The organism is Hungatella hathewayi WAL-18680, from assembly GCF_000235505.1.
GTDB lineage: Bacteria > Bacillota > Clostridia > Lachnospirales > Lachnospiraceae > Hungatella_A > Hungatella_A hathewayi_A.
Window position 1 is genome coordinate 84,470 of the sequence record NZ_JH379029.1, and the last position, 25,951, is coordinate 110,420.

Sequence of the window (25,951 nt, forward strand, 5' to 3'; positions counted from 1 at the left end):
TATAGGTATAGTAATATTTAACGCCTGGAATCATCAGGCAGAACGGAGGAGGTATCGCCTTGAGTGAATCCATTCACGGTCTCTCGTATGAGCAGAATTATCAGATTATCATCAACAACATGCCGGATTCCATCTACTACTATTTTGACTATGATGAGCGTTCTTATCAGGTGAATATGGACTTTCAGCATTTTCACAGTTTCCATGAGATTCATCTGCTGTTAAGTCCCAAAGCCAGCCATCTGGTGGAAGGCATTCCCTATTCCATCGAGACCAATGACTTTGTTCTTCTGCGCCCATCCCTGCTTCACAAAACCACCTACCCGGAAGGCGCGCCCAGCAAGAGACTCATCATCAATTTCCTGTATCCCCAGGAATATTTAGACTCCCACCCGGCGCTCCGCCTGCTGCTGGACCCTTTTTCCGAAGCGCTTCCCATCTATCGGTTCGAGCGGGACAAGCAACTTGTGTTAAACCAGATTATCAATGAAATCTATCTGTTTTCCAAACAGCAGCTGCCATCCGATGTGAAAATGATGATGATTCATAACCGCTTCCAGGCTTTCTTATATAAACTGTGGGAGCTGAAAAACTATAATCTATATATCCCGGAAGAATTTGACAGCGAGCAGTCGGAAAAAATATACCGGATAACCGCCTACATCCACACCCACTATCAGGAAGAACTGACGTTAGAATCCCTGGCCAGGCAGTTTTACATGAGCACCTGCTATCTGTCCCATCAATTCCGCAATGTCACCGGTTACACATTGATTCATTACATCCAGATGACCCGCATCCGAAACGCCCAGTACGCCCTTATCAACTCCAGCGAGAAGATAACGGACATCTCCGAGCAGAACGGCTTCACCAGCTTCTCCCAGTTTAACCGTGTCTTCCGCAAATTCTGCGGCGTGTCACCGTCGGACTTCCGGAAGAATCCGGTTATGTCGGTTTTTCCGCCGCGTACCTCTTCGGAGTAGTGCCTGTCATCCGTTTGAAGGTGTTGATAAAATGGCTGTCGCTGTGATAGGAAAGGGCGACAGCCGTCTCCGTCACGGACAGCCCCTGCCGCAGCAGCTGCTTGGCCCGGTCCATCTTCCTGTCCATGATATACTGCCCCAGCGTGAAGCCGGTGGCTTTTTTGAAATAATGGCTCAAGTAGTGGCGGCTGATATAAAAATGCTCCGCAATCTGCTCCAGTTCCAGTTTCTCATCAATATGAGCATTGATATATTTCTTAATCTGGCTGATGCGCTCCTGTACCACGGCCGCATTTTCATCAGCTTCCGGCATTTCTTCCTCCAAAATGCAGTCTTTCTCCCCAAAGAAATCAAACATTTGGTTTACATAAAGTAACAGTTCCAGAATTCCAAGCCGGATACCAGTCTGCCCCGCCGCTGTCTCTCTCTCGTGACACCGCTCCCCTATCCGCTCAAACAGAGCCACCGTATTCTCCAGCCTTTCCCCAGTAAGATGCAGCTTGTGTGGAAATGCCTCCGTCCCATGCTCAAAATACCGCATAAACGGATAGCCCAGCGCCTCGCTGGCCCGCCAGACCGGCTCCGGCTCAAACATCAGCACATATCTCCGGTATTCCTGTCCGTCGGCCCCGGCTGTCTTATGGTACTCCCGGTTGGGTATCAGAAATAAATCCCCCCGCTCCACCTCATACACCCGGTTTCCAATCGAGATAACCGCCCCCTCGCTGAGAAACAGTATCACCTCATACTCTTTGTGAAAATGAAATCCCTTCATTTCCCAATTCCGGGAGCTGCCGCTATAATAATAAAAGGAATCAAAATCCTCATAAAATATCTGTTGTTTCATCCACAGTCCCCCAATATCCAATCCCGGTTCCCCTTATTCCGAAAGTCCGGCCCAGTATGGTTCCAACAGTTCCTGAAGAAGGAATATCATCAGCGCCTGGCCGTAGGTCATGGGACAGCAGACAATCTGCTGATAAAACTCTTCATCCCAGCCAATGGGCGTTCCGTAGGAAACCTGCTCCACGGTTCCGTCTTCCCTCACATAGTCCAGGATTCCTGCAACGCCCCGCCTGATGGTATCCCGGTATTCCTCATCGTTCAGCGCCCCCAGCCGGACGCCCTTCATGATGCCGGCCAGAAACGCTGCGCTGGCGGAAATCTCCACGTAGGTGTCCGGGTTTGTAATCACCGTGTGCCACAGACCGTTTTCCTTGTCCTGGTACCGTTTTAATGCTTCCGCCTGGCTATTATAGACACTGAGCAGATATCGTTTCAAGCTGTCCGGCACCTGGTTTTCTTCCAGATACTCCATCAGTCCTATGGTATACCAGCTGTTTCCTCTTCCCCACATCACTTTTCCGTAATTGTGGTTTCCGTGAAAGCTCCAGCCATGGTAAAACAGACCGGTCTCCCGGTTGTACAGATATTTGATATGGTTCAACATCTGGTACTCCGCTTCCTGAATACAGTCCTCTCTTCCGAGAATATGACCGGCTCTGGCCAGGAACAGGACGGCCATAAACAGGGTGTCAATCAGCATCTCCCCATCGTTGGCATCCCCGGTTATCATGTGCTGGAAGCAGCCGTCGCCAGTGCGGAGCAGCCCCTTCCCATCCATCATCCAGTCGGTCCAGGCGGCGATGTAATCCAGGTATTCCTGTTTGCCGGTTATCTCGTAGAGATAGCTGAGAGTCAGCATGGGGGCCGTGGTATTTACATTCCGCTCCCTGACACCCTCGCTCAGACGGCTGTCAAACCAGCGGATTAAAAAGTTTAATATCTCCTCATCCTTTGAGGAGCGGTAGCGCAGGAACAAACCATAAAGCCCCACTCCCTGCGGCCATTCCCAGCACTCCATATCTATCAGACTGATAGGGAACTTTTCCTCCATCCCCGGATTTTTCATGGACATCATACAGGCGGTTACCTGTTCCAGCATCTGTTCTAACGCTTCTCTCTTCCTCATTTCCTAAATCCTCTTTCTGCTAAATAATAGTAACCGTTCCCTCACAGGAAAGGGGCCAGGTATCGGCCGGACGGCCGTCTGCCAGCAGTTCCTTCTCCTTCTCAAGCACTGTCAATACGCCCAGACTGGGGTCCGTTACCGTAAGACTTATTCCCATCTCCCAGTCCAGTGTAATTGCTGTCAGGGATTTCAGAAAGTCTGCCAGGGTTGGATACTCCTGTGTGGTTCCAACCTTTACAAGCCATACATTGTCGCGGCCGATGCTCTGAAACTCTCTGTCGCGGCAGGGACCGCTTTTCTGCATTTGCAGACCGTTAAGCGCCCTGACACCGATATAGCCACCATCCTTTTCCGCCGCGGCTGTATCCGCCGTTCCCATGTAGCCGGAGAATTCCATCAGCGGCACGTAGGCATGGGTGAAACCGACAGGATGGTCCTCCGGGATATGGTATATCATGATTCCCAGATTCCGGTACTGCACGGCCAGTGGCAGGCTGCCGTTGCCAGCCCAGTAGTTAGGACGGCCATTGCCATAGGGCTGCACCTCGCCCGGATGGTTCACATACATCTGGGCCACGGCGTCCAGCGTCGCCTGCATGATATGCTCCTGATAGCCGGGAGTAAATGGATGAAAGGCCACCGCTGTGGAAAGTTGGACTTTAGAATTCTTGTAGTGATACAGATTGACATGCCCTTCGTATCCCTGGGTCTTCCTGTAAATCATTGCCTGTCCGTCCTTTACCGACAGCCAGGTTTTATATTCTGCCGGCGGCTCGTATTCCCCAAGCACAAAGGATATGTACGCCAGCGCCGCCCGGTTCAGGCATCCGGCCCCGTAGGCGATATAGAGCAGGGATGTGGTTCCCGCCGCATAGTTCCCTTTCGATTCCTTCTCATAGCTTCGGCCAAATGTGGTCATCACCGCTCCTTTGTGGGCACAGAGGGCCAAATCACGGAAGACTCTGTCTAACGCCTTTGCGGCGGCTTCATGCCATCTGTCCTCCTTCTCCGTCAGATTATAAAGGCCGCATAGCCCCAGCACATCCACTGGAATATAGGCGTTGGAATTCCACTCCGTAATGTACTCCTTCTCAAAAGAATCGAACCATGTCTCCAGAAGCGCTTCCGCTTTTCGTGACTGCTTGGCGCCTGTCAGGCCACTGTTTTCAAAGACCTCCGCCGGATACAATTTTCCCGCATAATACTGGCAGATATGGAACAGCAGGGCGTGGTTTTCACTGAAGAACCACATCACATCATTTCCCGGCTCGTCTATCCAGTAGCGGAACTGGAGAACCACCTGTTTCACTGCTTCCTTCCATTCATCTGTCAATCGACCGCCAAACAGTTTCATGATCTGGAGCACTACAATCAGGTGAAAATCGCTGCAGTCTTTTCTCTCACGAATCCCTTCCAGTTCCTCCAGGATTATGCGTTCCGCCTCCGCCTGGTCTCCGTTTCCTGCCAGAATGGCGGCCGCCTTGTACACATTTTCCACTTCATGCTCTGCCAGATAGTGAATGGCTTCCTGTTTTCGCTGGGACAGCGTCCCCGCTTTTCGTTCAAGCAGCTCCCAGTGAAAAACCTGGGTGGCAATGGTGCGTTCCGCCCACACTCCGCTCACGCCGGCCCGCACCCGGAAATAATAGAATCCAGGAATCACCTCATCCGCCGTGAACAGCTTCACACGCTCCGCCCCAGCTTCCAGCTGATAGACACGGGTTACGGCCAGCCGCTCCGGGTGCGACATCTTGTCCGCCACCGGTTTGTACGTCACCTGAACCTCCAAATCCATATTGAGAGGATTTCTCAAATTCAAAACCACCGGCTCGCTGAGATAAGTCTCTTTATCAAAGCTGCACTCCGAGAGAGCTTTTTCCACCTGGTCCATGGCTTCTACATCCACATCCTCGCTCACGGGAAGGCAGAGCTTCAGGCGCTCATTTCCCAGGTATTTGATGCGGAAATAATAATCCGTATCCCGCTCCGCCAGATCATCCAGACACACCACCAGCCGGTTGAACCCCTGCCGCAGTGTTACCGCCACTTTAGTCCCGGCCTTTTTGTTTCTGGTAAACGGGATAAAGTCAGTGACCAGCTCATCATTGAGCCACAGAGTCATTCCTCCGCAGGTCTCCAGCAGAAACTCCGTCTCCTCCTCCCGCTCCGCCAGCAGATAGGCATAGCTGTAACAGCGCAGATAAGTTGGATTAAAATAAAACTCCGAAAAGTCCACTCCCTGATTGCCAAACGGATAGTAAAGCGCCAGTTTCCGTTTCTGCCCAAATACTGTCACCTCGTCCTGCATCGTATACTGGCTGATATCCAGATAATCCGGCCGCTCCTCCCGCCGTTTTGCCAGAAATTCCTTCCGGCACGGATTCTCATAGATGGAAAAGTCCTGCTTCAGCCATTCATTCACTTTCCCCGACAGAACCACCCTCTTGAATTCCTGCCGCTGTGTAAAGGTTCCTGTTGTAATAAAGCGGTTCAGATAGCCATCCTCTTGTAACTGATAGATAAAATACTTCATAATGTATCATCCTATCCCTTCCTGTTTCAATATCATGTTCCTATCCTATCACAAATAGCAGAAAAGTTCTTTCTGTTTCTTTTGCAATAATTGCAGAATTTTGCTGTAAACAGTTCTCCCAAAGCCATCAAAAAATGCAGGCCCCGCACCGGGTCCTGCATTCTTATCAATATCCTCTTCAGTTTTTGTCAATGACACTGCCCCTTGGAAGCACAGCCTTCACATCCGCACCCACACCCGCAGCCGGACTTTCCTGCCTTCTTGTCTTTCACCTTTTTTACAATCACCGCCACAACAGCCGCTGCAATCACGATTCCGATAATCCAATCTATCATCTCAAAACACTCCTTTCCAAATACAGGATGAATCTCGTATCTATCTCTCTTTACTCGCATTATACTCCTATGGAATCCTTCTGTCAATGTTTTTGATAATGATTCTCAATATATATTTTGTTCTTCTATTAAGAAAACACCTTAAAAACAATTGTATTTTCCCTTGGTTTATGATAAGATACTTTTATAAATGTTTTTTACTAATCAGTGAAAGGAGGCTCCTATGGAGTCTGTAACAGGATTATTATTTGATTTGGATGGAGTAATCTGCGATACTGCAAGATACCACTTTCTGGCATGGAAGCAGCTGGCCGACCGGCTGGATATCCCATTTACCCTGGAGGACAACGACCGGCTGAAAGGGGTGTCCCGGACCGACAGTCTGGACATCATTCTCTCCCTTGGAAGCAGAACCATGACGCAGGAAGAAAAAGAGCGGGCCTGCAAGGAAAAAAATGATATCTATCTTGACTATATTAACCGGCTGACCGCCGATGACCTTCTGCCCGGCGTCCGTGGCTTTCTGGAAAATGCCCGTCAAAGCGGCTATCTGGTCGGCCTTGGCAGTACCAGCAAAAACGCACGGTTCATCCTGGACCGGCTCGGTATCACCGGCCTATTTGATGTCATCGTCGACGGCAATGACATTACGAACGCTAAACCGGACCCGGAAGTCTTTCTAAAAGGAGCCCAGGCAGCCGATCTTTCCCCTTTCCGGTGTCTCGTATTTGAGGACGCCGTGGCTGGAATTCAGGCCGCTCACGCCGCCGGTATGCCCGCTGTGGGAATCGGTCTTCCCAGCCATCTTCCGGAAGCGGAATTTACCATTCCCTCCCTGTCCGGCCTCACAGTCGAAGATGTTATCCGCCAATTGCCACAGAACAGGAGGTAGCCATGTCAATACAGAATCTTTTCGCCTTTATCCCGCCACGAGAGCAGAGAAAACGGGAGGAAGCATTGAAAAACCGGATTTTCCCCGGCGGAGCCAGCCAGCGAAAGGAGATACTGTCCCTGCTGCGCCAGCTGACGGAGCCTTCGAAAAACTGGAAAGACGAAACACTGCTTTATATGTTTATAACGGTCAAAGACACCTGGCTCTCCGCTGAGGCGGAGGAGGAGGACAGAGACAAGGCGCTCCGCCACTGGTTCAACTCCTCCCTCTGCCCCCAGTTTACAAAAAAGGAGCGCTTCCATATCCTTGCTCTCGCAATTGCGGATATGGAGCGCCCCTCTTGTGAGCAGCCGATTTTCCTGTCTCGGGTAAAGGAGACGGCAGAAAACCTGATGGCAAATGATTGTTACAGCCAGAAGAAAAAATCACCCGGTCTCTTTCAACGGTCTTAGAATTCCCCTGATAACAGTTTCTCTACATATATTAATGCCGCGCCCACAGCCTGGGCGCTTTCTTCTATGGTGTCCAATTCCATAAATTTCCCTTCATCCGCCATGGTGGGATGAGAAAAGATTTTCCGATACAGCTCCTCAAGTCTGCTGTCCAGATATCCCGCCAGCTTTCCACCGATTATGATATTCAAATCAAAGCTCAATCTGATATTCACCAGCGCCTGGGCAAAATAAGTCAGATATTCTTCCCACTGCTTCCGGGCCTCTTCCTTCCCGGCATCCAGTTCCTCGAAAAAACGTTCCAGGCTTCCATCGGTTCCATCAGAGAGATTGTGAAGTCCGCAGTAAGCGCTCCAACAGCCTTTGGCGCCACAGAAGCACTGTCTGCCATTAGGATTGAGTGTCATATGGCCAAAGGCCGCAGCCCTTCCACGGCTCCCCTTAAAGATGTGGTTATCCTGAATCACCGTGCCGGCCACACCGTTATTGGTCACGATGAGATATACCGCATCCTTGATATCATATTCTCCCCGCCGGCTCCACACGGCCCCAAATCCGGCCGCGTTGGCTCCATATTCGATATAAACGGGATAATCAAAATGCTGTTTAATGTTGGCTAAAGGCATGTTCTGAATACCCAGAACCGTGGACCTGCTGATCGATGTCCCATCTGGGGAAACCTCACCCGGGAACGCTATCCCAACCCCCAGCAGCATTTCCTTCCCGTAAGGAATCACTACATTCTCCTTCAGATACTGGTTCAGCCACTCCCAGTAGGCGTCTACATGTTCAAACTTCTTCTCCTGTGTCTCCGACCAGAGAACATTTCCCTTTAAGTCTATCACTACTGCTTCAATGTGACTGCGCCGGATTTCTACCCCCGCCGCCACCCTGGCATCGTAATAAAACTGCAGAGTCTTCGGTTTTCTTCCACCGGAGGACACCAGTTCTCCACCGTCGCCAATCAGCCCCAGCTCCCGAAACTGCTGGAGGGCCTGAATCACCGTAGGCGCGCTGAGTCCTAATTCGTTCTTAATATCCTGCTGTGTCAACCCCTGATTCCAATAAATCAATTCCAGAATCCGGGATTCATTGATTTTCTTCACCGCCATCGTATTTAAGATTTTGTTGCCGTTTAGTCTGTAAGCCATCGCCACACTCTCCCTCAGCTTCCGCACCTTTACTAAAGTACTTTTATTATAGCATATTCTTTATGAAAAAGACACCCTCCCATCGTGAGGCTGCCTTTTTCTTTTTTTCACAAGAACCTTTCACATCATCACCTGGCCGTAAGAGACGGCAATTCCCTGTTCAATCTCCCTGTGGCGGTTCCTGACATACAGCGCCACATCCGCCAGCACCATACAGGCATTGAGCACGTAAAAATAGACGGCCCCATCTCTCGAATAAATCAGCTTGTGCAGAATACCGAACACATAGGCCAGCACAATCATCAGAAGAAACAACAGATTTTTCCCTTTTGTGGAGCCGGTCCGCACACTGTTATATACATTAATCGGCCAGGCGAAACCAAAGCACACAATCATCAACACTTCATATATGGACATTTTTGACACTTCTTTCTTATAATCTGGTATCCCAGAGTCCGGCAAATGCATCCACAGGACTGACCCCCCGGAACTCGGAACGCCCCATCAATTTCTCCACCACCGCTTCGACCTCATAATTGTTGCAGGCGTACGCATTGATGTAGGTCTTAACCATCGGCACATCCACCAGATGATAGGGGTTGGAGAAGGAGACGAACAGGGTGGGGATGTCATTTACATACTTGGGGGAATCTTCCCCCAGGAAATCGTCCCACACGATGCGGATGGTCGTCTGATTGCTGCCCACCTTCATGTTGGCAAAATAGATGATTAAATCCGTCTCTTTCTTGAACTCCTCCAGGGAGTAACCGCACCCGGGATATTTCCCGTCTTTAAAATAGGTGACTGAAAATCCTTCCTGCTCCAGCAGTTCCTTAAACCGCATTACCTCCGGGAGATATTCTCCCTCCGAAATCCGCTCATTGGTAATCTGTATCAGTTTCACGCGTTTTGTGCGCTGGGGGGACAGGGGCAGAAGATTTTCTTTATCTTTTACCAGGGTCACATTCCTGTCACAGATTTCTCTGGCCCAAGCCACATGCTGTTTACAACCAATCACATCCAGCTGCTCCACCGGCGGCACCGCCGTTTTCCGGTGCAGGTTTAAGCTGGCCTTCAAAGCCAGTATGCGGGTCACAGCCTCATCCAAGCGGGCTTCACTGATAATGCCCGCCTCAACTCCGGCCATCATATATCCGACATCTTCCCTCTGGTTGATGGTAAACAGAAACATATCCGCCCCGTTTGCTATGGCCGTGGGAACCGCGAGAGCCCGGGGCATAGAGCTGGTGAAGCCTACCATCTGGGTGGCGTCCGTGACAATCACCCCGTTAAAGCCAAACTTTTCCCTCAAAACCCCCTCGTTCAATTCCCTGCTCAGGGAGCCGGGCATAATCTCTTCATCCCGAATATCAGGATTCACATCCTTTGTCACATATGGCTGCTTGATATGGGCCGACATCACCGTCTGTGCGCCGTAATCAATCAGCGTCCGGTAGATGCGGCCATAGCTCTCATACCACTCCTTCGCCGGCAGACTGTTGACACTGGCCATCAGATGCTGGTCCCGGTAATCCACTCCGTCTCCGGGAAAATGCTTGATAGTCACCGCAATTTCATTCTCCCGGCAGGCATCCATGTACCCTTTCGCACACGCAATAATCCTGTCCACATCCGATCCGTAGGTCCGGACATTGGTAATCGGATTCTCACAGTTCCTATCAATATCAATAATCGGCTCAAACGTCCAGTTAATCCCGACAGCCGCCCCCTCCTCGGCAGCAACCCGCCCCAGAAGATACGCATCCTTCGCATCACCTGTTGCCGCTGCTCCCATGGGACTTGTCACGTAGACGCCATCCGTCAGACCTCCATTTCCTCCACTACCGCCCCGTTCCAGGTTACAGGCAACCAGAAGAGGTATCCTGGCCATGGACTGAAGTTTTTCCGACACCTCATGCATGCGTTTCCCGGAAAACGGCCGGTACATGACACCGCCTGGCTGGATATGTTCAAACAGGTCCTCCGGTTTGGAATCCGGCCTGTCCCACAGAATCTCGCAAAACAGCTGTCCCACCTTTTCTTTCCTTGTCATCCGTGCCAGGGTTTGTTCTACCCACTCACAGCTCTCCTCATCCAGATAAAACGGCTTTGCCTTTAAATCAACCATGTTATTTCTCCCACTATTCTTTATTTCTCATACGCTCATATATTTTCTCGCTGTACACATCCAGAATTACTGCCACCAGAATGATGACTCCTTTTGAAACCATCTGCCAGTAGCTGCTGACCCTGAGAAGATTCAGTCCGTTGCTGATAAGACCGATAACCAGGCAGCCGAAGAAGGTTCCAACCACGGTTCCGGAACCGCCTCCCATAGGAGTTCCTCCGATGACAACCGCCGCGATGATATCCATGACCGTGTCGCCTCCCAGCGTTGTCTGGGCCGATGCCACACGTCCGCAGGATACCAGAGCCGTCACGGCAATGGTGGCGCCCAAAACCATATTCACCAGCACCCTGGTTCTGCCCACGTCGATTCCCGACACCCTGGCCGCCTCCGGGTTTCCACCCACTGCAATCACATTGCGGCCGAACTGGGTCCGGCTGAAAATCAGCGCTCCCACCGCGATGAAACTCAGCATCAGCACAACCGGTGTGGGGATAGGACCGATGTAGCCCTGTCCCATAAACAGAATCCCCTTATTCAAATCCCCGATAGGAGAGCCGTTGGACAGCAGCATCAGGCACCCGCGGAACACCTGTTGCATCGCCAGCGTCACCAGAAACGGCGGCAGCTTGAATTTGTTCTCAATCGTCGCGTTCCAGGCCCCACAGGCCACTCCCACCAGAATACAGAGAATCAAAATCACCGGAAACGGCAGTCCCGCTTGGGACAGAAGTCCGGAAATAATGCCAATCATACACATCATATACCCGGCCGACAAATCCACACTGTCCGACGCCAGAAGCAGGGTGTAGCCGACGCCGATGATGGCATTGGCGCTGATCTGTCTGGCAAGGCTCATCAGATTGTTCTGCGTCAGAAATGTATTTGTGAAAATAGTCAGCAGCGTGCTGAAAACCAGCACCAGCAGCAGCGAGCGGTTCTTTAAGAAAAATACCAGAACATCATCCTTGGAAAATCTTTTTTGCGCTTTTGTATCCATAACTACTCCTCATCCTCCATATCCTTATGGTCTGTCAAACCAAACATCTCGCCCATGACCTGCTCAGCCGTCACCGTTCCCCGGTTATGACGGCCTACAATCTTTCCCTCCCTCACCACCAGCATACGGTCACTCATGCCCATCACTTCCGGCAAATCGCTGGATATCAGAATAATCGCCATCCCCTGTTTCGCCAGCTGATTGCAGTAATCATAAATTTCACTTTTTGCACCCACATCCACGCCGCGGGTCGGCTCATCCAGGATTAGCACCTTGGGGCTTGTGAGCAATGCCCGCCCCACCATCACCTTCTGCTGGTTTCCGCCGGACAGTGACCAGATTGGCATGTGGATGCCGGCGGTTTTCACATGGAGACTCTGAACCATGTTTTTTGCGTCCTCATTTTCCTTCCTGGTGTTGATAAACGAGGCTTTGCACACCTTGTAAAAATATGCCAGCGTCATATTCATCTTGACGTCCATCTTGGCTACCACGCCGCGCCGCAGACGGTCCTCCGTCACCATGGCCACACCGTTATTCAACGCCTGCCTGGGCGTTTTATTTTGAATCCGCTTCCCCTCCAGACAGATTTCCCCAGAGTTTACCGGGTCGATTCCGTAAATGCCGTTCATAATCTCAGTCCGCCCGGAGCCGACCAGGCCCGCAAATCCCAGTATCTCACCAGCCCGAACCTGGAAACTGACATTCTCAAACACGCCGGTTCTGCTGATATTTTTCACATCCAGCACTACATCGCCGGCCGGGATGTCCAGCTTGGGATAGAGATTTTCCACCTTTCTCCCCGCAATCCCGTCAATTAAATCGTCCATGGTAATCTCGCTGACCTTCCTGGTGCTTATTTTCTGGCCATCCCGGAAGATGGTCACCCTGTCGGCCACCTCGAACACTTCCTCCAGTTTGTGACTGATAAACACGATGGCGGTTCCCTCTTTTGCCAAGTGGCGGATAATCTTGTAGAGAACCGAGACCTCCTTGTCAGACAAGGCACTGGTTGGCTCATCCATGATTACAATTCTGGAGCGGTAGGAGATTGCTCTGGCAATCTCCACCATCTGCATCTGGGCGACACTCAAATTCTTTACTGTCTCCCTGGGATTTAAGGTTATCCCATACTCCTCAAACAGCTTCTTCGTAGCTTCCACACACCGTTCCGGGAAATAGAGCCCTCCGGTGGAAAACTCCTTTACCCGCCCAATCCACACATTGTCGGCAACCGTCATGCTGGGAACCAGCCGCAATTCCTGGTGTATCATGGATATCCCCTGCTGTAACGCATCATGAGGATTCTTCGGCGTGTAAGGCTTTCCATCCAGCTGCATACTGCCACTGGTGGGCTTGTGAATTCCAAGCAGAATATTCATCAGCGTGGACTTCCCCGCACCATTTTCCCCTGCCAGGGCCAGCACCTCACCCGCTTCCAAATCAAAATCAACATTGCTCAGCGCGTGTGTCGAATAAAAATTCTTATTGATTCCCTTCGCTTCTAAAATCTTCATTCCATCATCTCCACATGTCACATGCCGTTTGCTTTCAGCACCTCTTTGTAATTATCCGGTGTGGCCAGCTGATAATAATCCGGCACACTGTTGGCCTTCTCCACAGTCTCCCCATCCATGGACTTCTGTACATAATCCGCTGCTGTCACCGCCAGCTGGCGCATGGCCATTAGCACGGTCGCGTCCAGCTCCCCACTCTCCAGATAAGTCTGTCCCGTAGCTGAACAGTCGATGGATACAATCAAATAATCCTCAATCGGTCGATTCTGCGCCTTGATCGCGTTTATGATTCCACCAGCCTGGTCGTCAGTCTGTGTGACAAAACAGTTCAGCTCCGGATAGGTGGTCAGCATATCGGTGGTGATGTTGTAGGCTTTCTCCGCATCAAACTCCGCATACTGGGAAGCTAACAGATTCACACGGTCCGCATATTCGCCTTTTAAACAGGTATCCTCAAATCCGGCATACCTGGCCGCCACACTGGCAGAGCCGGACTGGCCGTAAATAAATGCCATTTCCAGCGTTTTGTCCGGATTGGCTTTCAGGTAATCATTGACGAACCGCCCCTGCACCTCACCGGCCAGATGATGATCACCAGCCACATAGGTATAATAATCATTCTCATCCGTGTTAATGGAGCGGCCACAGACGATTACCGGTACACCCGCCTTCGCTCCGGCCTGAACCGAAGCCGCGGAGCCTTCCGTATCGCAGCCCATAATCACGATTGCCTTACACCCCATGTTAATCAGAGATTCCACATTGTTAAGCTCCGTACTCACATCGCCGTTGGCATTCTGTACTACCGGTTCCCATCCCATCTCAATGGCTGTCTGTTCAAAATAATCCGCCATCACCTTCATGGTGCTGTCCATGGAGTTCAGACTGTAACCAATAAGCGCCTTCTCCCCCTCATCCTTGGATTGCTCAGATGTCTGGCTCTTGTCGGTTCCCTCTGCGCTGGTATCTGTCTGAGATACCTCCGTCTTTCCTGTCTCCGTCTTGCTGCCGTTCCCATCCATACTGCATCCTGCCAGTGTCCCCATCATCAATGCCGCCGTCATTGCCACTGCTATTACGTTCCTGCGTTTCATAAACCTTCCTCCTTTGATATGTAGTTTTATAAACATCTTTTATAAAACTGTTTACATATACTCTATTATAAAAGTGTATAATTGTCAACCTGTTTTTATATATTTTTTGTACTATTTTACAAATGTCACCACAAAGCATAAAAAAAGAGACATTCGATTTCTCGAACATCTCTTTTTATCTGTTATCTCACAGTCAGGTCCTGTCTCTCTAACTCATCACATCTCATCACTGGTGTCATCAAAATCCAGCACTTCTTCCGCTTCCATCATCTGCTCTTCCGGAAGAATCACCTCATCCTCGTCGGAGAATAAAATCTCGTCCTCCATGGTGATGTCCGTATCCAGCTTCACGTTGCGGTATCTCTTCATACCGGTACCGGCCGGAATCAGTTTACCGATGATAACATTTTCCTTCAGTCCAATCAGGTTATCTACCTTGCCGTTGATGGCGGCCTCGGTCAGAACCTTGGTGGTCTCCTGGAAGGATGCGGCGGATAAGAAGGAATCGGTTGCTAAGGAAGCTTTGGTGATACCAAGCATTACCTGCTTGCCCTCTGCTGGCTCCTTGCCCTCTGCAATCAGCGCCTCGTTCATATCGTTGTAATCCAGAACGTCCATGGAAACACCTGGCAGTACATCGCTGTCTCCACTCTCCTCGATCTTAATCTTCTTTAACATCTGTCTCACAATGACTTCGATATGCTTATCATTGATCTCAACACCCTGAAGGCGGTAAACACGCTGAACTTCCTGAATCATGTAATCCTGAACCGCGCGGACACCCTTGATTTTCAGGATATCGTGTGGATTTACACTACCTTCGGTCAGCTCGTCACCGGCCTCCAGCACCTGACCTTCCGTCACCTTGATTCTGGAACCGTAAGGAATCAGGTAAGTCTTGGAGTTGCCAGTCTCGTTGTCCGTCACCACAATCTCGCGCTTCTTCTTGGTATCCTTGATATTCACAACACCGCCGAACTCGGCAATGATGGCAAGACCCTTTGGCTTACGCGCCTCGAAAAGCTCCTCCACACGGGGAAGACCCTGTGTGATATCGCCACCGGCAACACCGCCGGTATGGAAGGTACGCATGGTCAGCTGGGTACCTGGCTCACCGATGGACTGGGCTGCAATGATACCAACCGCCTCACCAACCTGAACGGCCTGGCCGGTCGCCATGTTGGCGCCGTAGCACTTGGCACACACACCGATATGGGACTTACAGCTAAGGACAGTACGAATCTTCACAGAGTCGCGTCCCAGCTTGTTCAGCACCTTCATAACGGCCGCCGCACGCTTCGGAGTACACATATGGTTTGCCTTCACGACCACCTCTCCCGTATCCGGGTCAACGATGGTCTCGGCGATATATCTGCCTGTCAGTCTCTCTTCCAGACTCTCAATCGTCTCCTGGCCGTCCATGAACGCCTTGATTTCCATAAATGGAATATCCTTGCCCTCACAGCAGTCCACCTCACGGATAATCAAATCCTGGGAAACGTCAACCAGACGTCTCGTCAGGTAACCGGAGTCGGCGGTACGAAGCGCCGTATCGGAAAGTCCTTTACGGGCGCCATGAGCGGAAATGAAGTACTCCAGTACATCAAGACCCTCACGGAAGTTGGACTTAATCGGAAGTTCGATGGTGTGGCCGGTTGTATCGGCCATCAATCCACGCATTCCTGCCAGCTGTTTAATCTGTTTATCGGAACCACGGGCACCGGAGTCAGCCATCATGAAAATGTTGTTGTACTTATCAAGTCCGGTCAACAAATCATGGGTCAGCTGGTCATCGGTGTTCTTCCATGTCTCAATTACCTCTTTGTAACGCTCTTCCTCCGTAATCAGACCACGGCGGAAGTTCTTGGCGATTCTGTCAACCGTCTCCTGGGCATCCGCAATCAGCTGCGGCTTGCTCTCAGGCACCGTCATATCGGAGATGGATACGGTCATAGCCGCTTTTGTGGAGTACTTATAGCCGATGGCCTTGATATCATCCAGCGTCTCAGCGGTCTGGCTTGCGCCATGAACATTGATAACCTTCTCCAGAATCTGCTTACACTGTTTCTTACCTACATGGAAATCAACCTCAAGCAGAAGCTCGTTGCCTGGAATGCTTCTGTCCACAAAGCCCAAATCCTGCGGAATAATCTCATTAAAGATAAAACGTCCCACGGTAGACTCGATGATACCGCTCTTCACTGTTCCGTCCGGCATGGTCTTCTGCACTCTGGCCTTAATCTTGGAATGAAGGGTTGTCGCCCCATTCTCATAAGCCAGAATTGCCTCATTGACACTCTTGAATATCATGCCCTCGCCCTTGGCGCCAGGTCTCTCCTGGGTCAGGTAGTAGATACCCAGAACCATATCCTGGGATGGCACGGCTACAGGGCCGCCATCGGAAGGTTTCAGCAGGTTGTTCGGAGATAACAGCAGGAACCGGCACTCTGCCTGGGCCTCTACGGACAGTGGCAGATGAACCGCCATCTGGTCGCCGTCGAAGTCGGCGTTAAACGCGGTACATACCAGAGGATGCAGCTTGATGGCCTTACCCTCTACCAGAATCGGCTCGAACGCCTGGATACCAAGTCTGTGCAGAGTAGGAGCACGGTTTAACATCACCGGATGCTCTTTGATTACCTCTTCCAGCACATCCCAGACCTCAGACTGAAGTCTCTCCACCATCTTCTTGGCATTCTTGATGTTGTGAGCGGTTCCGTTGGAAACCAGCTCCTTCATCACGAAAGGTTTGAACAGCTCGATCGCCATCTCCTTCGGAAGGCCACACTGGTAAATCTTCAGTTCCGGTCCCACGACGATAACGGAACGTCCGGAATAATCCACACGTTTTCCTAACAGGTTCTGACGGAAACGTCCCTGTTTACCCTTTAACATGTCAGACAGGGATTTCAATGCACGGTTGCCAGGTCCGGTAACCGGTCTTCCACGTCTGCCGTTGTCGATTAAGGCATCAACCGCCTCCTGAAGCATACGCTTCTCGTTGCGGACGATGATATCCGGCGCGCCCAGTTCCAGCAGACGGGCCAGACGGTTGTTACGGTTGATAATTCTTCTATATAAGTCATTTAAGTCAGAGGTTGCAAAACGGCCGCCGTCCAGCTGAACCATAGGACGGATATCCGGCGGAATCACCGGAATCACGGTCATAATCATCCACTCAGGCTTATTGCCGGAGTTGCGGAACGCCTCAACGACTTCCAGTCTCTTGATGATTCTAGCACGCTTCTGGCCGGTGGACTCCTTCAGGGCTTTTCTCAACTCCTCAGAATCCTTCTCCAGATCAATGGCCTGCAATAGCTCCTGAATCGCCTCGGCTCCCATTCCAACACGGAATGTACCGTAGCCGTACTTGTCAATCTCTTCCCGGTACTCCTTCTCAGACAGCACCTGCTTGTACTGAAGTCCGGTGTCACCGGCATCCAGTACAATATAGGAAGCGAAGTACAATACCTTCTCCAGTGTTCTCGGAGAGATATCGAGAATCAGACCCATACGGCTGGGAATCCCCTTGAAATACCAGATATGGGATACCGGCGCAGCCAGCTGGATATGTCCTGTACGCTCTCTACGGACACTGGCCTTGGTCACCTCAACGCCACAGCGGTCACAGATCACGCCTTTGTATCTGATTTTTTTATATTTACCACAATGACACTCCCAGTCCTTGCTGGGTCCAAAGATTCTTTCACAGAACAGACCATCCTTCTCCGGTTTCAAAGTCCTGTAATTGATGGTCTCCGGCTTCTTAACTTCCCCGTGAGACCACTCCAGAATCTTCTCAGGAGAGGCCAGGCCAATCTTAATAGCGTCAAATGTCATTGGCTGATAAGTTTCGTTCGTCTCAGGCATCAGTGATACTCCCTTCTATTCTATTCCCCCAAAATCATGAGAGGGGACTTAACCTTATTCATCATCATCAGAAGAGTCCAACTCATCTTCCACGAAATCCAAATCGTCTTCGATATCCTCTTCCTCACTCTCTGCTTCCACGGCAACCAGTTCGTCACCCTTGAATTCCTGACGCTGATATCCGAATTCGCCAAGAGGCTCTTCTTCTCTGTTGTAGCGTCTGTCGCCTTCGATGATGGAGCGCAGATCGGTATCACCGTAATCAATGCTCTCTGTCATCTCCACCTCGGTGTTGTCGTCTTTTAAAACTCTCACATCGAGACCTAAGGACTGAAGCTCTTTTAACAGTACTTTGAAGGACTCAGGAATACCTGGCTCAGGGATGTTCTCACCCTTGATAATCGCCTCGTATGTCTTCACACGACCCACAACATCATCCGACTTCACCGTCAGAATCTCCTGCAGCGTGTAGGAAGCGCCATAAGCCTCCAGCGCCCAAACCTCCATCTCACCGAAACGCTGTCCGCCGAACTGGGCTTTACCACCCAGAGGCTGCTGTGTTACCAGTGAATATGGGCCTGTGGAACGGGCATGAATCTTATCGTCAACCAGATGATGGAGTTTCAGGTAATGCATGTGTCCGATGGTAACCGGGCTGTCGAAATACTCGCCGGTTCTACCGTCGCGGAGTCTCACCTTACCATCACGGCTCAGCGGAACACCCTTCCACAGTTCTCTGTGCTCCAGATTCTCGCCCAGGAACTCAATCACTTCCGGTTTCAGAGTATCTTTGTATTTCTCCTGGAACTCTTCCCAGGATGAGTTGACATAGTCATTTGCCACATCCAGGGTATCCATGATGTCAATCTCGTTGGCTCCGTCAAAGACAGGAGTCGCGATGTTGAATCCAAGAGCTTTGGCTGCAAGACTCAAGTGAATCTCAAGCACCTGACCGATGTTCATACGGGAAGGCACGCCCAGTGGGTTTAACACGATATCAAGCGGACGGCCATTCGGAAGGAACGGCATATCCTCTACCGGAAGCACACGGGACACAACACCCTTGTTACCATGACGGCCGGCCATCTTGTCACCCACGGAGATTTTTCTCTTCTGGGCAATGTAGATGCGGACAGTCTGGTTCACGCCAGGTGACAACTCGTCGCCATTTTCTCTTGTAAATACTTTGGCATCCACAATGATGCCGTAAGCGCCGTGAGGCACTTTCAGGGAAGTATCACGCACCTCTCTGGCCTTCTCGCCAAAGATAGCACGAAGCAGTCTCTCCTCCGCAGTCAGCTCGGTCTCTCCCTTCGGAGTCACCTTGCCCACCAGGATGTCACCGGCACGAACCTCAGCGCCGATACGGATGATACCTCTCTCATCCAAATCCTTCAGAGCGTCTTCACCGACACCTGGAACGTCGCGGGTAATCTCCTCCGGCCCCAGCTTGGTGTCACGGGCTTCCGCCTCGTACTCCTCGATATGAACGGAAGTATAGACATCCTCCTGTACCAGACGCTCGCTAAGGAGTACCGCATCCTCGTAGTTGTAACCCTCCCAGGTCATGAATCCGATCAGCGGGTTCTTGCCTAAGGCAATCTCACCATTCTGGGTGGACGGACCGTCGGCAATCACCTCGCCGGCCTCCACATGGTCACCCTTGAACACGATTGGCTTCTGGTTGTAACAGTTACTCTGGTTGCTTCTCTTGAACTTAGTCAGATGATAAACATCTTTGTTGCCGTCAGAGTCTCTCTTGATGATAATCTCGTTGGAAGCGGAGCGCTCCACCACGCCTGCATTTCTCGCCAGCTGGCAGACACCGGAGTCAACCGCAGCTTTGGCTTCCATACCGGTACCAACCACCGGAGCTTCCGTCATCAGAAGCGGAACGGCCTGACGCTGCATGTTGGAACCCATCAGCGCACGGTTGGCGTCATCATTTTCCAGGAAAGGAATCATGGAGGTCGCCACGGAGAATACCATCTTCGGGGAAACGTCCATCAAATCAATGTTCTTTCTCATAAACTCGGAAGTCTCCTCGCGGAAACGTCCGGATACGTTGTTGTGTACGAAATGTCCGTCTTCGTCCAGCAGCTCATTCGCCTGGGCAACCACGAAATTGTCCTCCTCGTCAGCGGTTAAATAAACCACCTCGTCCGTGACAACCGGGTTGTTGGGGTCCGTCTTATCGACTATGCGGTAAGGCGCCTCAATAAAGCCGTACTCGTTGACTCTCGCGTAGGTCGCCAGAGAGTTAATCAGACCGATGTTGGGTCCCTCAGGAGTCTCGATCGGGCACATACGTCCGTAATGGGTGTAGTGTACATCTCGAACCTCGAATCCGGCACGGTCTCTTGACAGACCGCCTGGGCCCAGGGCGGATAAACGTCTCTTGTGGGTCAGCTCTGCCAGAGGGTTGTTCTGGTCCATGAACTGGGACAGCTGGGAGCTTCCGAAGAACTCCTTGACCGCCGCGGTCACCGGCTTGATGTTGATCAGGGACTGCGGTGTGATGCCATCCATATCCTGGGTGGTCATACGCTCACGAACCACACGCTCCATACGGGACAGACCGATACGGTACTGGTTCTGTAACAGCTCGCCAACCGCACGGATTCTACGGTTGCCTAAATGGTCGATGTCATCGGAGGTTCCGATATCCTCTTCCAGATGCATGTTGTAGTTGATAGAAGCCAGAATATCCTCCTTGGTGATGTGCTTTGGCACCAGCTCACTTAAGTTCTTGCGGATCGCTGTCTTTAACTCTTCTTCCGTTTCACCAGCTTCTGCCAGGATAGATTCCAGCACCGGGTAGAATACTAATTCCGTAACACCAGCCTCGGAGGGCTCGAAGTTCACATAAGACCTCAAGTCTACCATCATGTTGGACAGCACCTTCACGTTGCGCTCGATGCCCTGAATCCACACATATGGAACCGCCGCGTTCTGGATGGCTGTCGCCAGCTCCTTATCCACGGTGGTACCCGCAGCCGCCAGAATCTCTCCGGTGGAAACGTCGATAACGTCCTCAACCAGAACATGTCCGGTGATGCGGTTCTTGAAATGAAGTTTCTTATTAAATTTGTATCTGCCTACTTTTGCCAAATCGTATCTTCTCGGGTCGAAGAACATACTGTTTAACAAGCTCTCTGCACTATCAACGGATAAAGGCTCACCTGGACGAATCTTCTTATATAACTCTAATAAACCATCCTGGTAATTGTCGGAGATATCCTTACCAAAGCTGGCTAATAATTTTGGCTCCTCGCCAAACAAATCAATAATCTCTGCGTTGGTACCGTAGCCGAGGGCACGGATTAACACAGTGACCGGAACCTTACGTGTTCTGTCTACACGGACATAAAAGATGTCGTTGGAATCGGTCTCATACTCCAGCCATGCACCCCTGTTGGGGATGACGGTACATGTGTACAGCTCCTTACCAATCTTATCATGTCCAATACCATAATATATACCTGGGGAACGTACTAACTGGCTGACAATTACTCGCTCTGCGCCGTTGATGACGAAAGAGCCCGTATCTGTCATAAGCGGAAGATCGCCCATGAAGATTTCATGCTCGTTAATCTCGTCTTTGTCTTTGTTGCAAAGTCGTACCTTTACTTTTAAAGGTGCTGCGTAAGTTGCATCGCGTTCCTTGCATTCCTCGATTGTATACTTGATGTCGTCTTTGCATAATGTAAAGTCGGTAAATTCCAAGCTCAAGTGCCCTGCGAAGTCAGCGATCGGAGAGATGTCTTCAAAAACTTCTTTTAATCCCTCATCAAGGAACCACTGATAGGAGTCTTTTTGAATCTCTATCAGGTTTGGCATCTCAAGCACTTCTTTCTGTCTTGAGTAGCTCATTCTTACGCTCTTCCCGGCTTTTACGGGACGCATTCTGCTTTTCTCCATTGACGTTTCACCCCTGTTTTCTTTATCATTTCTATGCTATTTTTGGGCATAAAAGTGCCGTAAAAGCACATGATGCCACAATAGTGCACATTCCATCTTATCATAGCGATGTCAAGGTGTCAAGGATTTTTTGCTTGCACTTTCCATGAAAAAATGGTATACTTGTTTTCGTAGGCTCTGCCTGCGCATAAGGACTATTGGAGGTATTACCACGTGAGCACATTTTTAAACGTATTATTAGTAATTCTTGTCGTAGTGGCGGTCATTTTAGTCGTTTTATATTTTCTCGGCAGGAAGCTGGAGAAGCGGCAGGTTGAGCAGCAGGCGGCATTGGAGGCAGCGGCACAGACCGTATCCATGCTGGTCATTGATAAAAAAAAGATGAAGATTAAAGAAGCGAATCTTCCCAAGATGGTCTACGAGCAGACACCCAAGTACATGCGCTGGGCCAAGGTTCCGGTTGTTAAAGCCAAGGTTGGACCAAAGGTGATGACACTGATGGCCGACGAGAAGGTATTCGCGGCCCTTCCGGTGAAGACAGAGGCGAAGGTGGTTGTCAGCGGTCTCTACATAACGGAGATTAAGAGCATCCGCGGCGGCGCCGTACCGGCAGCTCCGAAGAAGAAAGGCTTTTTCGCAAGGTTTAAGAAGGACAAGTCCAAGAGCGATAAAGCAAAAGCTGATAAGAAATAAATGATTGAAAAGCAGGGAAACCAAGATTGGTCCCCTGCTTTTTTTATGCTTCCGGTTCCATAAAGATCCGATTCATCTCTTTCCTGGCCTCCAAAAACTCCGGGTTGTCCCTGGTGGGATGAATCCGGTTGGTGAGGAGTACGAAACCGCGGCCTGTCTCCATGTCCAGCAGCATGGAGGTGCCGGAGAAGCCGGTGTGGTAGAGCGTACTGGCTCCGTATTCCTTGCTCCAGCCGTAGGTTCTGCCGAAGCTGGTCGTCGTTAACAGCTGCCGGTAGACTTCCCCGCCAAAGAGGCGCGGGCTCCTGTCCAGATATCCTCTGGCGAAAAGGGTCATGTCCTCCAGGGTAGAGAAGAGACCGGCACTGCCGCTTTGAATGTGGTTCTGGCTCAGCAGATAAGCTTTTCCGTCGTGGACCTCCCCGTGGATACAGCCGCGGGCGGCGGTGCATTCTGTGGGGATGTACCATTCCTCTGCCTTGCCATTTATTATATAGGAAGTCTCTGTCATATGCATGGGCGAGAAAATGTGGGTCCGAAAGCTCTCTTCCAGCAGCACGCCGTCTAACTTCTGCACCAGAAGTCCCAACAGAATAAAGCCGGTATCGGAATAGAGAAAACCGGTTCCGGCAGGTCTCACGGTGGGCGTCTCATACAGCCGCTCCAGAATATTTTCTTTTGTCAGACTTTCTCTGTGCAAAAGCTCCGCCATCAGCCCGCTGTCATGCAGCAAAAGATTGCCCACGGTTATCTCCGGATAGCAAAATCTTGGCAGTATCTCACAGACCGGCGTCTCCAGTTTCACCCGGCCATCCTCCACCAGCTGGAGGACGCGGGTGGTTGTCCCCACCACTTTGCTTAAGGATGCCAGGTCGTAGTACATTCCCGGAAGTATTTTCCTGTCGGAATAGGGCTCCATGGCCCCCTGTACGCCTTTGTAAAAGAGCTTCTGCCCCTCCCCTGAAAGGAAAGAGTAAGAAGCTCCCCACAAAATACGGCGTTCTATCAACTCATTGATGATTCCATGAATCTGATGTTCTGCACGTCTCATTTTTTAATAATCTCAATTGCCTTTCTGACCTGGCCGTCGGCCTGGTCCAGTGCTTTTCTGGCCGTCTCTCTGTCACAGCTGCCCTCCAGCATGATAATCGCTTCCGGCACGTTGAGCCCGGCTGACTCAAGAGCCGCCAGCGCTTTGTCCTCCTCCACGCCGGTAATCTGGGCAATCATCTTGGTGGCACGGACCACCAGCTTCTCGTTGGTGGGCTGCACCTGCACCATATAGTTGTGGTACACTTTGCCCAGACGAATCATGGTGGCTGTGGACAGCATGTTGACTACCATCTTCTGCGCCGTTCCCGCCTTCATGCGGGTGGAGCCGCTGACTGCCTCCGCTCCCACAACCGGCGCGATGGAGATGTCCGCAATCTTTGCCATCTCGCTCTCCCCGTTGCAGGTGATGGAAATACTGAGCGCTCCCACCTCATTGGCATATTCCAGGGCCGATATGGTGTACGGAGTACGCCCGCTGGCCGCAATGCCGATGATACAGTCGTCTTTGGTAATCTGAACTCCCTTTAAGTCTTCCAGTGCCAGCTCTTTGGAGTCCTCGGCGCCTTCCACTGCCTTGTACATGGCGGTCTCCCCGCCGGCCAGCAGGCCAAAGGCCCGGTCAGGCGACACACTGTAAGTGGGCGTCAGTTCCACCGCGTCCAGCGTTCCCATACGTCCCGAAGAACCGGCTCCGCAGTAGATAATCCGCCCGCCACGTTTGAATCTGGCCGCAATCTCGTCCACCGCCCTGGCGATATTTGGAAGTTCCTTCTCCACCGCCAGCGCCACCTTTTTGTCCTCATTGTTGATAAGCGTCACGATTCCAAGGGAATCCAGCTCGTCGATATTTTTTGTGGCTTCATTGACTGTCTCAGTCGTCAGGCCATCAATATTTACCATATATGCTCCCCTCCTAAAGTCCTGTTTTAAGTCCCTCTACCAGCTTTCTCGTCTTGATGAGTTCCACCTCAATCTGCTCTAAGTCTTCCTGAATCACGCCAAGATACAGAAGGTCCCCCATCATAATCGACGTGTGAAGGGAGGTAAAGGCACCGATTCTCATCACCGCCTCCTTGTCGGGAACCGTCAGGCAGATATCCGCAATCTGCTGAAGGGCTGACTCCCGGTTTCTGGTCACGGCGATGACCTTTGATTTCATTTCCTTCGCGATACGGCAGGGATACAAAATCTCCTGGGACTGGCCGCTGTAAGAAAACGCGATAATCACATCGCGCTCGTCGATGTAGTTGAAAAACTCCACCTGCATATTCACATCAAAATAGTAGCTGGCATTAAAGTCCGCTCGTTTCAGCTTGTGAAATAAATCATAGGCCGGCAGCATGGACGCCCCGATGCCCATCAGGCAGATTCTTCTCGCATGTTTTATCACATCAATGGCTTCCTGCAGCGCATCCTTGTCCAGCTGATAGAAAAAATCCTTCATGGCTCCGTCAATCAGAACCCCGAATTTGTCTACCAGCTCATCCAGGCTGTCATCCGTGGAAATGATGGGGTCCACCATCTTCCACTCATTGTCCTGGGAATTGGCGGCCGCCAGGGCTAACTTGAACCCTTCCAGCCCGTCGTATCCCAGCTTCTGCACATACCGGATGACAGAAGCAGAGGAAACCCCGCTCTTTTTGGCAATATCCACGGCCGTCATGCTCAGGCAGTCTGTCACATTGGACAGCACAAAATCAGAAATGCATTTCTCCCCTTTGCTCATCTGATTGTATTTCTCCCTGATTGCCAGCTTAATATTGTCCATGAAGTTTCCCCTTTCATTCTGTCTACGCGTTTATAGTCTTTTATTGTGTTCCTGTGTTATAAATAATTCAGTATGGTCTGGTCCGACTCGTTGGGAATCATCTGGGCCGTCACCGGTATACCGGACTCAATCAGCCCTTTTACATCCGCGATGTCCTGCTCTGTCAGATTCACAGACTTCTTAATCGGTCTGGAGCCCTCCCGCTTGGCTACATTTCCCACGTTGACCGCCGGAACCGGAAGGCCCGCCTTTACCAGCTCTGCCATATCACCTACATTTTTGGTGATTAAGAATACTTTATCATCCTCATAAGTCTTCTCAGCAAACTTCTCCACCGCCCGTTTCTTGGACAGAATGGACAGCTTCACGCCGGCCGGCTTCGCCATCTTCAACCCGGCGATAATCATCTCGTCCTTCACCGCCTCATCGTTGACCACGATAATGCGGGTAGCGCCTACCGTGTTGGTCCATACCATAGCGACCTGGCCATGAATCAGTCTCTCATCTACTCTTGCATGTACGATTGCCATATCAGCACCTCCTGTTTTATGCGCTATCCCGCGCTATCCTCTAATCGGTATCAAACCAA

At 51.0% G+C, this 25,951-nt stretch carries 21 protein-coding genes; 4 read left to right on the top strand and 17 right to left on the bottom strand.

The features are described 5' to 3' along the window. Positions 1 to 59: 59 nt before the first annotated feature. The gene (locus HMPREF9473_RS21230; protein ID WP_006782270.1) at positions 60 to 983 is read left to right on the top strand and encodes a helix-turn-helix transcriptional regulator; all 924 of its coding nucleotides are present in this window, start codon (positions 60 to 62) and stop codon (positions 981 to 983) included. Here the strand turns inward: HMPREF9473_RS21230 and HMPREF9473_RS21235 are convergent. Genes HMPREF9473_RS21235 through HMPREF9473_RS27045 form a run of 5 tightly spaced genes read right to left on the bottom strand, consistent with a single transcriptional unit; the run spans position 946 to position 5,823 of the window. Continuing rightward, the gene (locus HMPREF9473_RS21235) at positions 946 to 1,830 is read right to left on the bottom strand and encodes an AraC family transcriptional regulator (RefSeq protein ID WP_006782271.1); all 885 of its coding nucleotides are present in this window, start codon (positions 1,828 to 1,830) and stop codon (positions 946 to 948) included. The two genes, HMPREF9473_RS21230 and HMPREF9473_RS21235, sit on opposite strands and share 38 nt — an antisense overlap. Positions 1,831 to 1,863: 33 nt before the next feature. Continuing rightward, positions 1,864 to 2,955 carry a glycoside hydrolase family 88/105 protein gene (locus HMPREF9473_RS21240; RefSeq protein WP_006782272.1) on the bottom strand — a complete coding sequence of 364 codons (1,092 nt, stop codon included), beginning with the start codon at positions 2,953 to 2,955 and terminating at the stop codon, positions 1,864 to 1,866. A 19-nt stretch (positions 2,956 to 2,974) separates the two neighbouring features. After that, positions 2,975 to 5,488 (bottom strand): hypothetical protein, encoded by a 2,514-nt coding sequence (locus HMPREF9473_RS21245; RefSeq protein ID WP_006782273.1) that lies wholly within the window; start codon positions 5,486 to 5,488, stop codon positions 2,975 to 2,977. A 48-nt stretch (positions 5,489 to 5,536) separates the two neighbouring features. Then, on the bottom strand, positions 5,537 to 5,680 hold the full coding sequence (locus HMPREF9473_RS27975; RefSeq protein ID WP_157140235.1) for a hypothetical protein: 144 nt from the start codon (positions 5,678 to 5,680) through the stop codon (positions 5,537 to 5,539). Beyond that, a complete protein-coding gene (locus HMPREF9473_RS27045; RefSeq protein ID WP_080568908.1) occupies positions 5,677 to 5,823 on the bottom strand; it encodes a FeoB-associated Cys-rich membrane protein in 147 nt (48 codons plus the stop codon). Before HMPREF9473_RS27045 ends, HMPREF9473_RS27975 begins: the two co-directional genes overlap by 4 nt. A 223-nt stretch (positions 5,824 to 6,046) precedes the next feature. Between HMPREF9473_RS27045 and pgmB the strand changes: the two genes are divergently transcribed. After that, the gene (pgmB, locus tag HMPREF9473_RS21250; RefSeq protein WP_006782275.1) at positions 6,047 to 6,715 is read left to right on the top strand and encodes a beta-phosphoglucomutase; all 669 of its coding nucleotides are present in this window, start codon (positions 6,047 to 6,049) and stop codon (positions 6,713 to 6,715) included. Between the two features lie 2 nt (positions 6,716 to 6,717). Next, positions 6,718 to 7,167 (top strand): hypothetical protein, encoded by a 450-nt coding sequence (locus tag HMPREF9473_RS21255; RefSeq protein WP_006782276.1) that lies wholly within the window; start codon positions 6,718 to 6,720, stop codon positions 7,165 to 7,167. On the opposite strand, the gene HMPREF9473_RS21260 is transcribed toward HMPREF9473_RS21255, so the two are convergent. The 8 genes from HMPREF9473_RS21260 to HMPREF9473_RS21295 all read right to left on the bottom strand — a co-directional run bounded on the left by HMPREF9473_RS21260 (position 7,164) and on the right by HMPREF9473_RS21295 (position 21,848). Further along, positions 7,164 to 8,318, bottom strand: coding sequence for an ROK family transcriptional regulator (locus HMPREF9473_RS21260; RefSeq protein ID WP_006782277.1), 1,155 nt, complete (start codon positions 8,316 to 8,318; stop codon positions 7,164 to 7,166). The two genes, HMPREF9473_RS21255 and HMPREF9473_RS21260, sit on opposite strands and share 4 nt — an antisense overlap. 120 nt (positions 8,319 to 8,438) lie before the next feature. Continuing rightward, on the bottom strand, positions 8,439 to 8,735 hold the full coding sequence (locus tag HMPREF9473_RS21265) for a hypothetical protein (protein ID WP_006782278.1): 297 nt from the start codon (positions 8,733 to 8,735) through the stop codon (positions 8,439 to 8,441). A 16-nt stretch (positions 8,736 to 8,751) separates the two neighbouring features. Next, positions 8,752 to 10,446 (bottom strand): glycoside hydrolase family 3 protein, encoded by a 1,695-nt coding sequence (locus HMPREF9473_RS21270; RefSeq protein ID WP_006782279.1) that lies wholly within the window; start codon positions 10,444 to 10,446, stop codon positions 8,752 to 8,754. Between the two features lie 13 nt (positions 10,447 to 10,459). Continuing rightward, positions 10,460 to 11,446 (bottom strand): ABC transporter permease, encoded by a 987-nt coding sequence (locus tag HMPREF9473_RS21275; RefSeq protein ID WP_006782280.1) that lies wholly within the window; start codon positions 11,444 to 11,446, stop codon positions 10,460 to 10,462. A gap of 2 nt (positions 11,447 to 11,448) precedes the next feature. After that, complete coding sequence (locus HMPREF9473_RS21280; protein WP_006782281.1) at positions 11,449 to 12,963, bottom strand: sugar ABC transporter ATP-binding protein; 1,515 nt, start codon at positions 12,961 to 12,963, stop codon at positions 11,449 to 11,451. Between the two features lie 17 nt (positions 12,964 to 12,980). Then, positions 12,981 to 14,057 (bottom strand): sugar ABC transporter substrate-binding protein, encoded by a 1,077-nt coding sequence (locus HMPREF9473_RS21285; protein ID WP_006782282.1) that lies wholly within the window; start codon positions 14,055 to 14,057, stop codon positions 12,981 to 12,983. A gap of 216 nt (positions 14,058 to 14,273) precedes the next feature. Next, a complete protein-coding gene (rpoC, locus tag HMPREF9473_RS21290) occupies positions 14,274 to 17,927 on the bottom strand; it encodes a DNA-directed RNA polymerase subunit beta' (RefSeq protein ID WP_006782283.1) in 3,654 nt (1,217 codons plus the stop codon). A 54-nt stretch (positions 17,928 to 17,981) separates the two neighbouring features. Further along, positions 17,982 to 21,848 carry a DNA-directed RNA polymerase subunit beta gene (locus HMPREF9473_RS21295; protein ID WP_034859938.1) on the bottom strand — a complete coding sequence of 1,289 codons (3,867 nt, stop codon included), beginning with the start codon at positions 21,846 to 21,848 and terminating at the stop codon, positions 17,982 to 17,984. Between the two features lie 213 nt (positions 21,849 to 22,061). Here HMPREF9473_RS21295 and HMPREF9473_RS21300 point away from each other — a divergent pair, with 213 nt between their 5' ends. After that, complete coding sequence (locus tag HMPREF9473_RS21300; RefSeq protein ID WP_006782285.1) at positions 22,062 to 22,541, top strand: hypothetical protein; 480 nt, start codon at positions 22,062 to 22,064, stop codon at positions 22,539 to 22,541. Between the two features lie 43 nt (positions 22,542 to 22,584). Here HMPREF9473_RS21300 and HMPREF9473_RS21305 read toward each other — a convergent pair whose 3' ends face one another. Genes HMPREF9473_RS21305 through HMPREF9473_RS21320 form a run of 4 tightly spaced genes read right to left on the bottom strand, consistent with a single transcriptional unit; the run spans position 22,585 to position 25,892 of the window. Then, positions 22,585 to 23,592 (bottom strand): serine hydrolase domain-containing protein, encoded by a 1,008-nt coding sequence (locus HMPREF9473_RS21305; RefSeq protein WP_006782286.1) that lies wholly within the window; start codon positions 23,590 to 23,592, stop codon positions 22,585 to 22,587. Further along, a complete protein-coding gene (gene murQ / locus HMPREF9473_RS21310) occupies positions 23,589 to 24,494 on the bottom strand; it encodes an N-acetylmuramic acid 6-phosphate etherase (protein ID WP_006782287.1) in 906 nt (301 codons plus the stop codon). Before murQ ends, HMPREF9473_RS21305 begins: the two co-directional genes overlap by 4 nt. Before the next feature lie 13 nt (positions 24,495 to 24,507). Then, a complete protein-coding gene (locus tag HMPREF9473_RS21315; RefSeq protein WP_006782288.1) occupies positions 24,508 to 25,362 on the bottom strand; it encodes a MurR/RpiR family transcriptional regulator in 855 nt (284 codons plus the stop codon). A gap of 56 nt (positions 25,363 to 25,418) precedes the next feature. Further along, a complete protein-coding gene (locus tag HMPREF9473_RS21320) occupies positions 25,419 to 25,892 on the bottom strand; it encodes a PTS system mannose/fructose/N-acetylgalactosamine-transporter subunit IIB (protein WP_006782289.1) in 474 nt (157 codons plus the stop codon). Positions 25,893 to 25,951 lie beyond the last annotated feature (59 nt).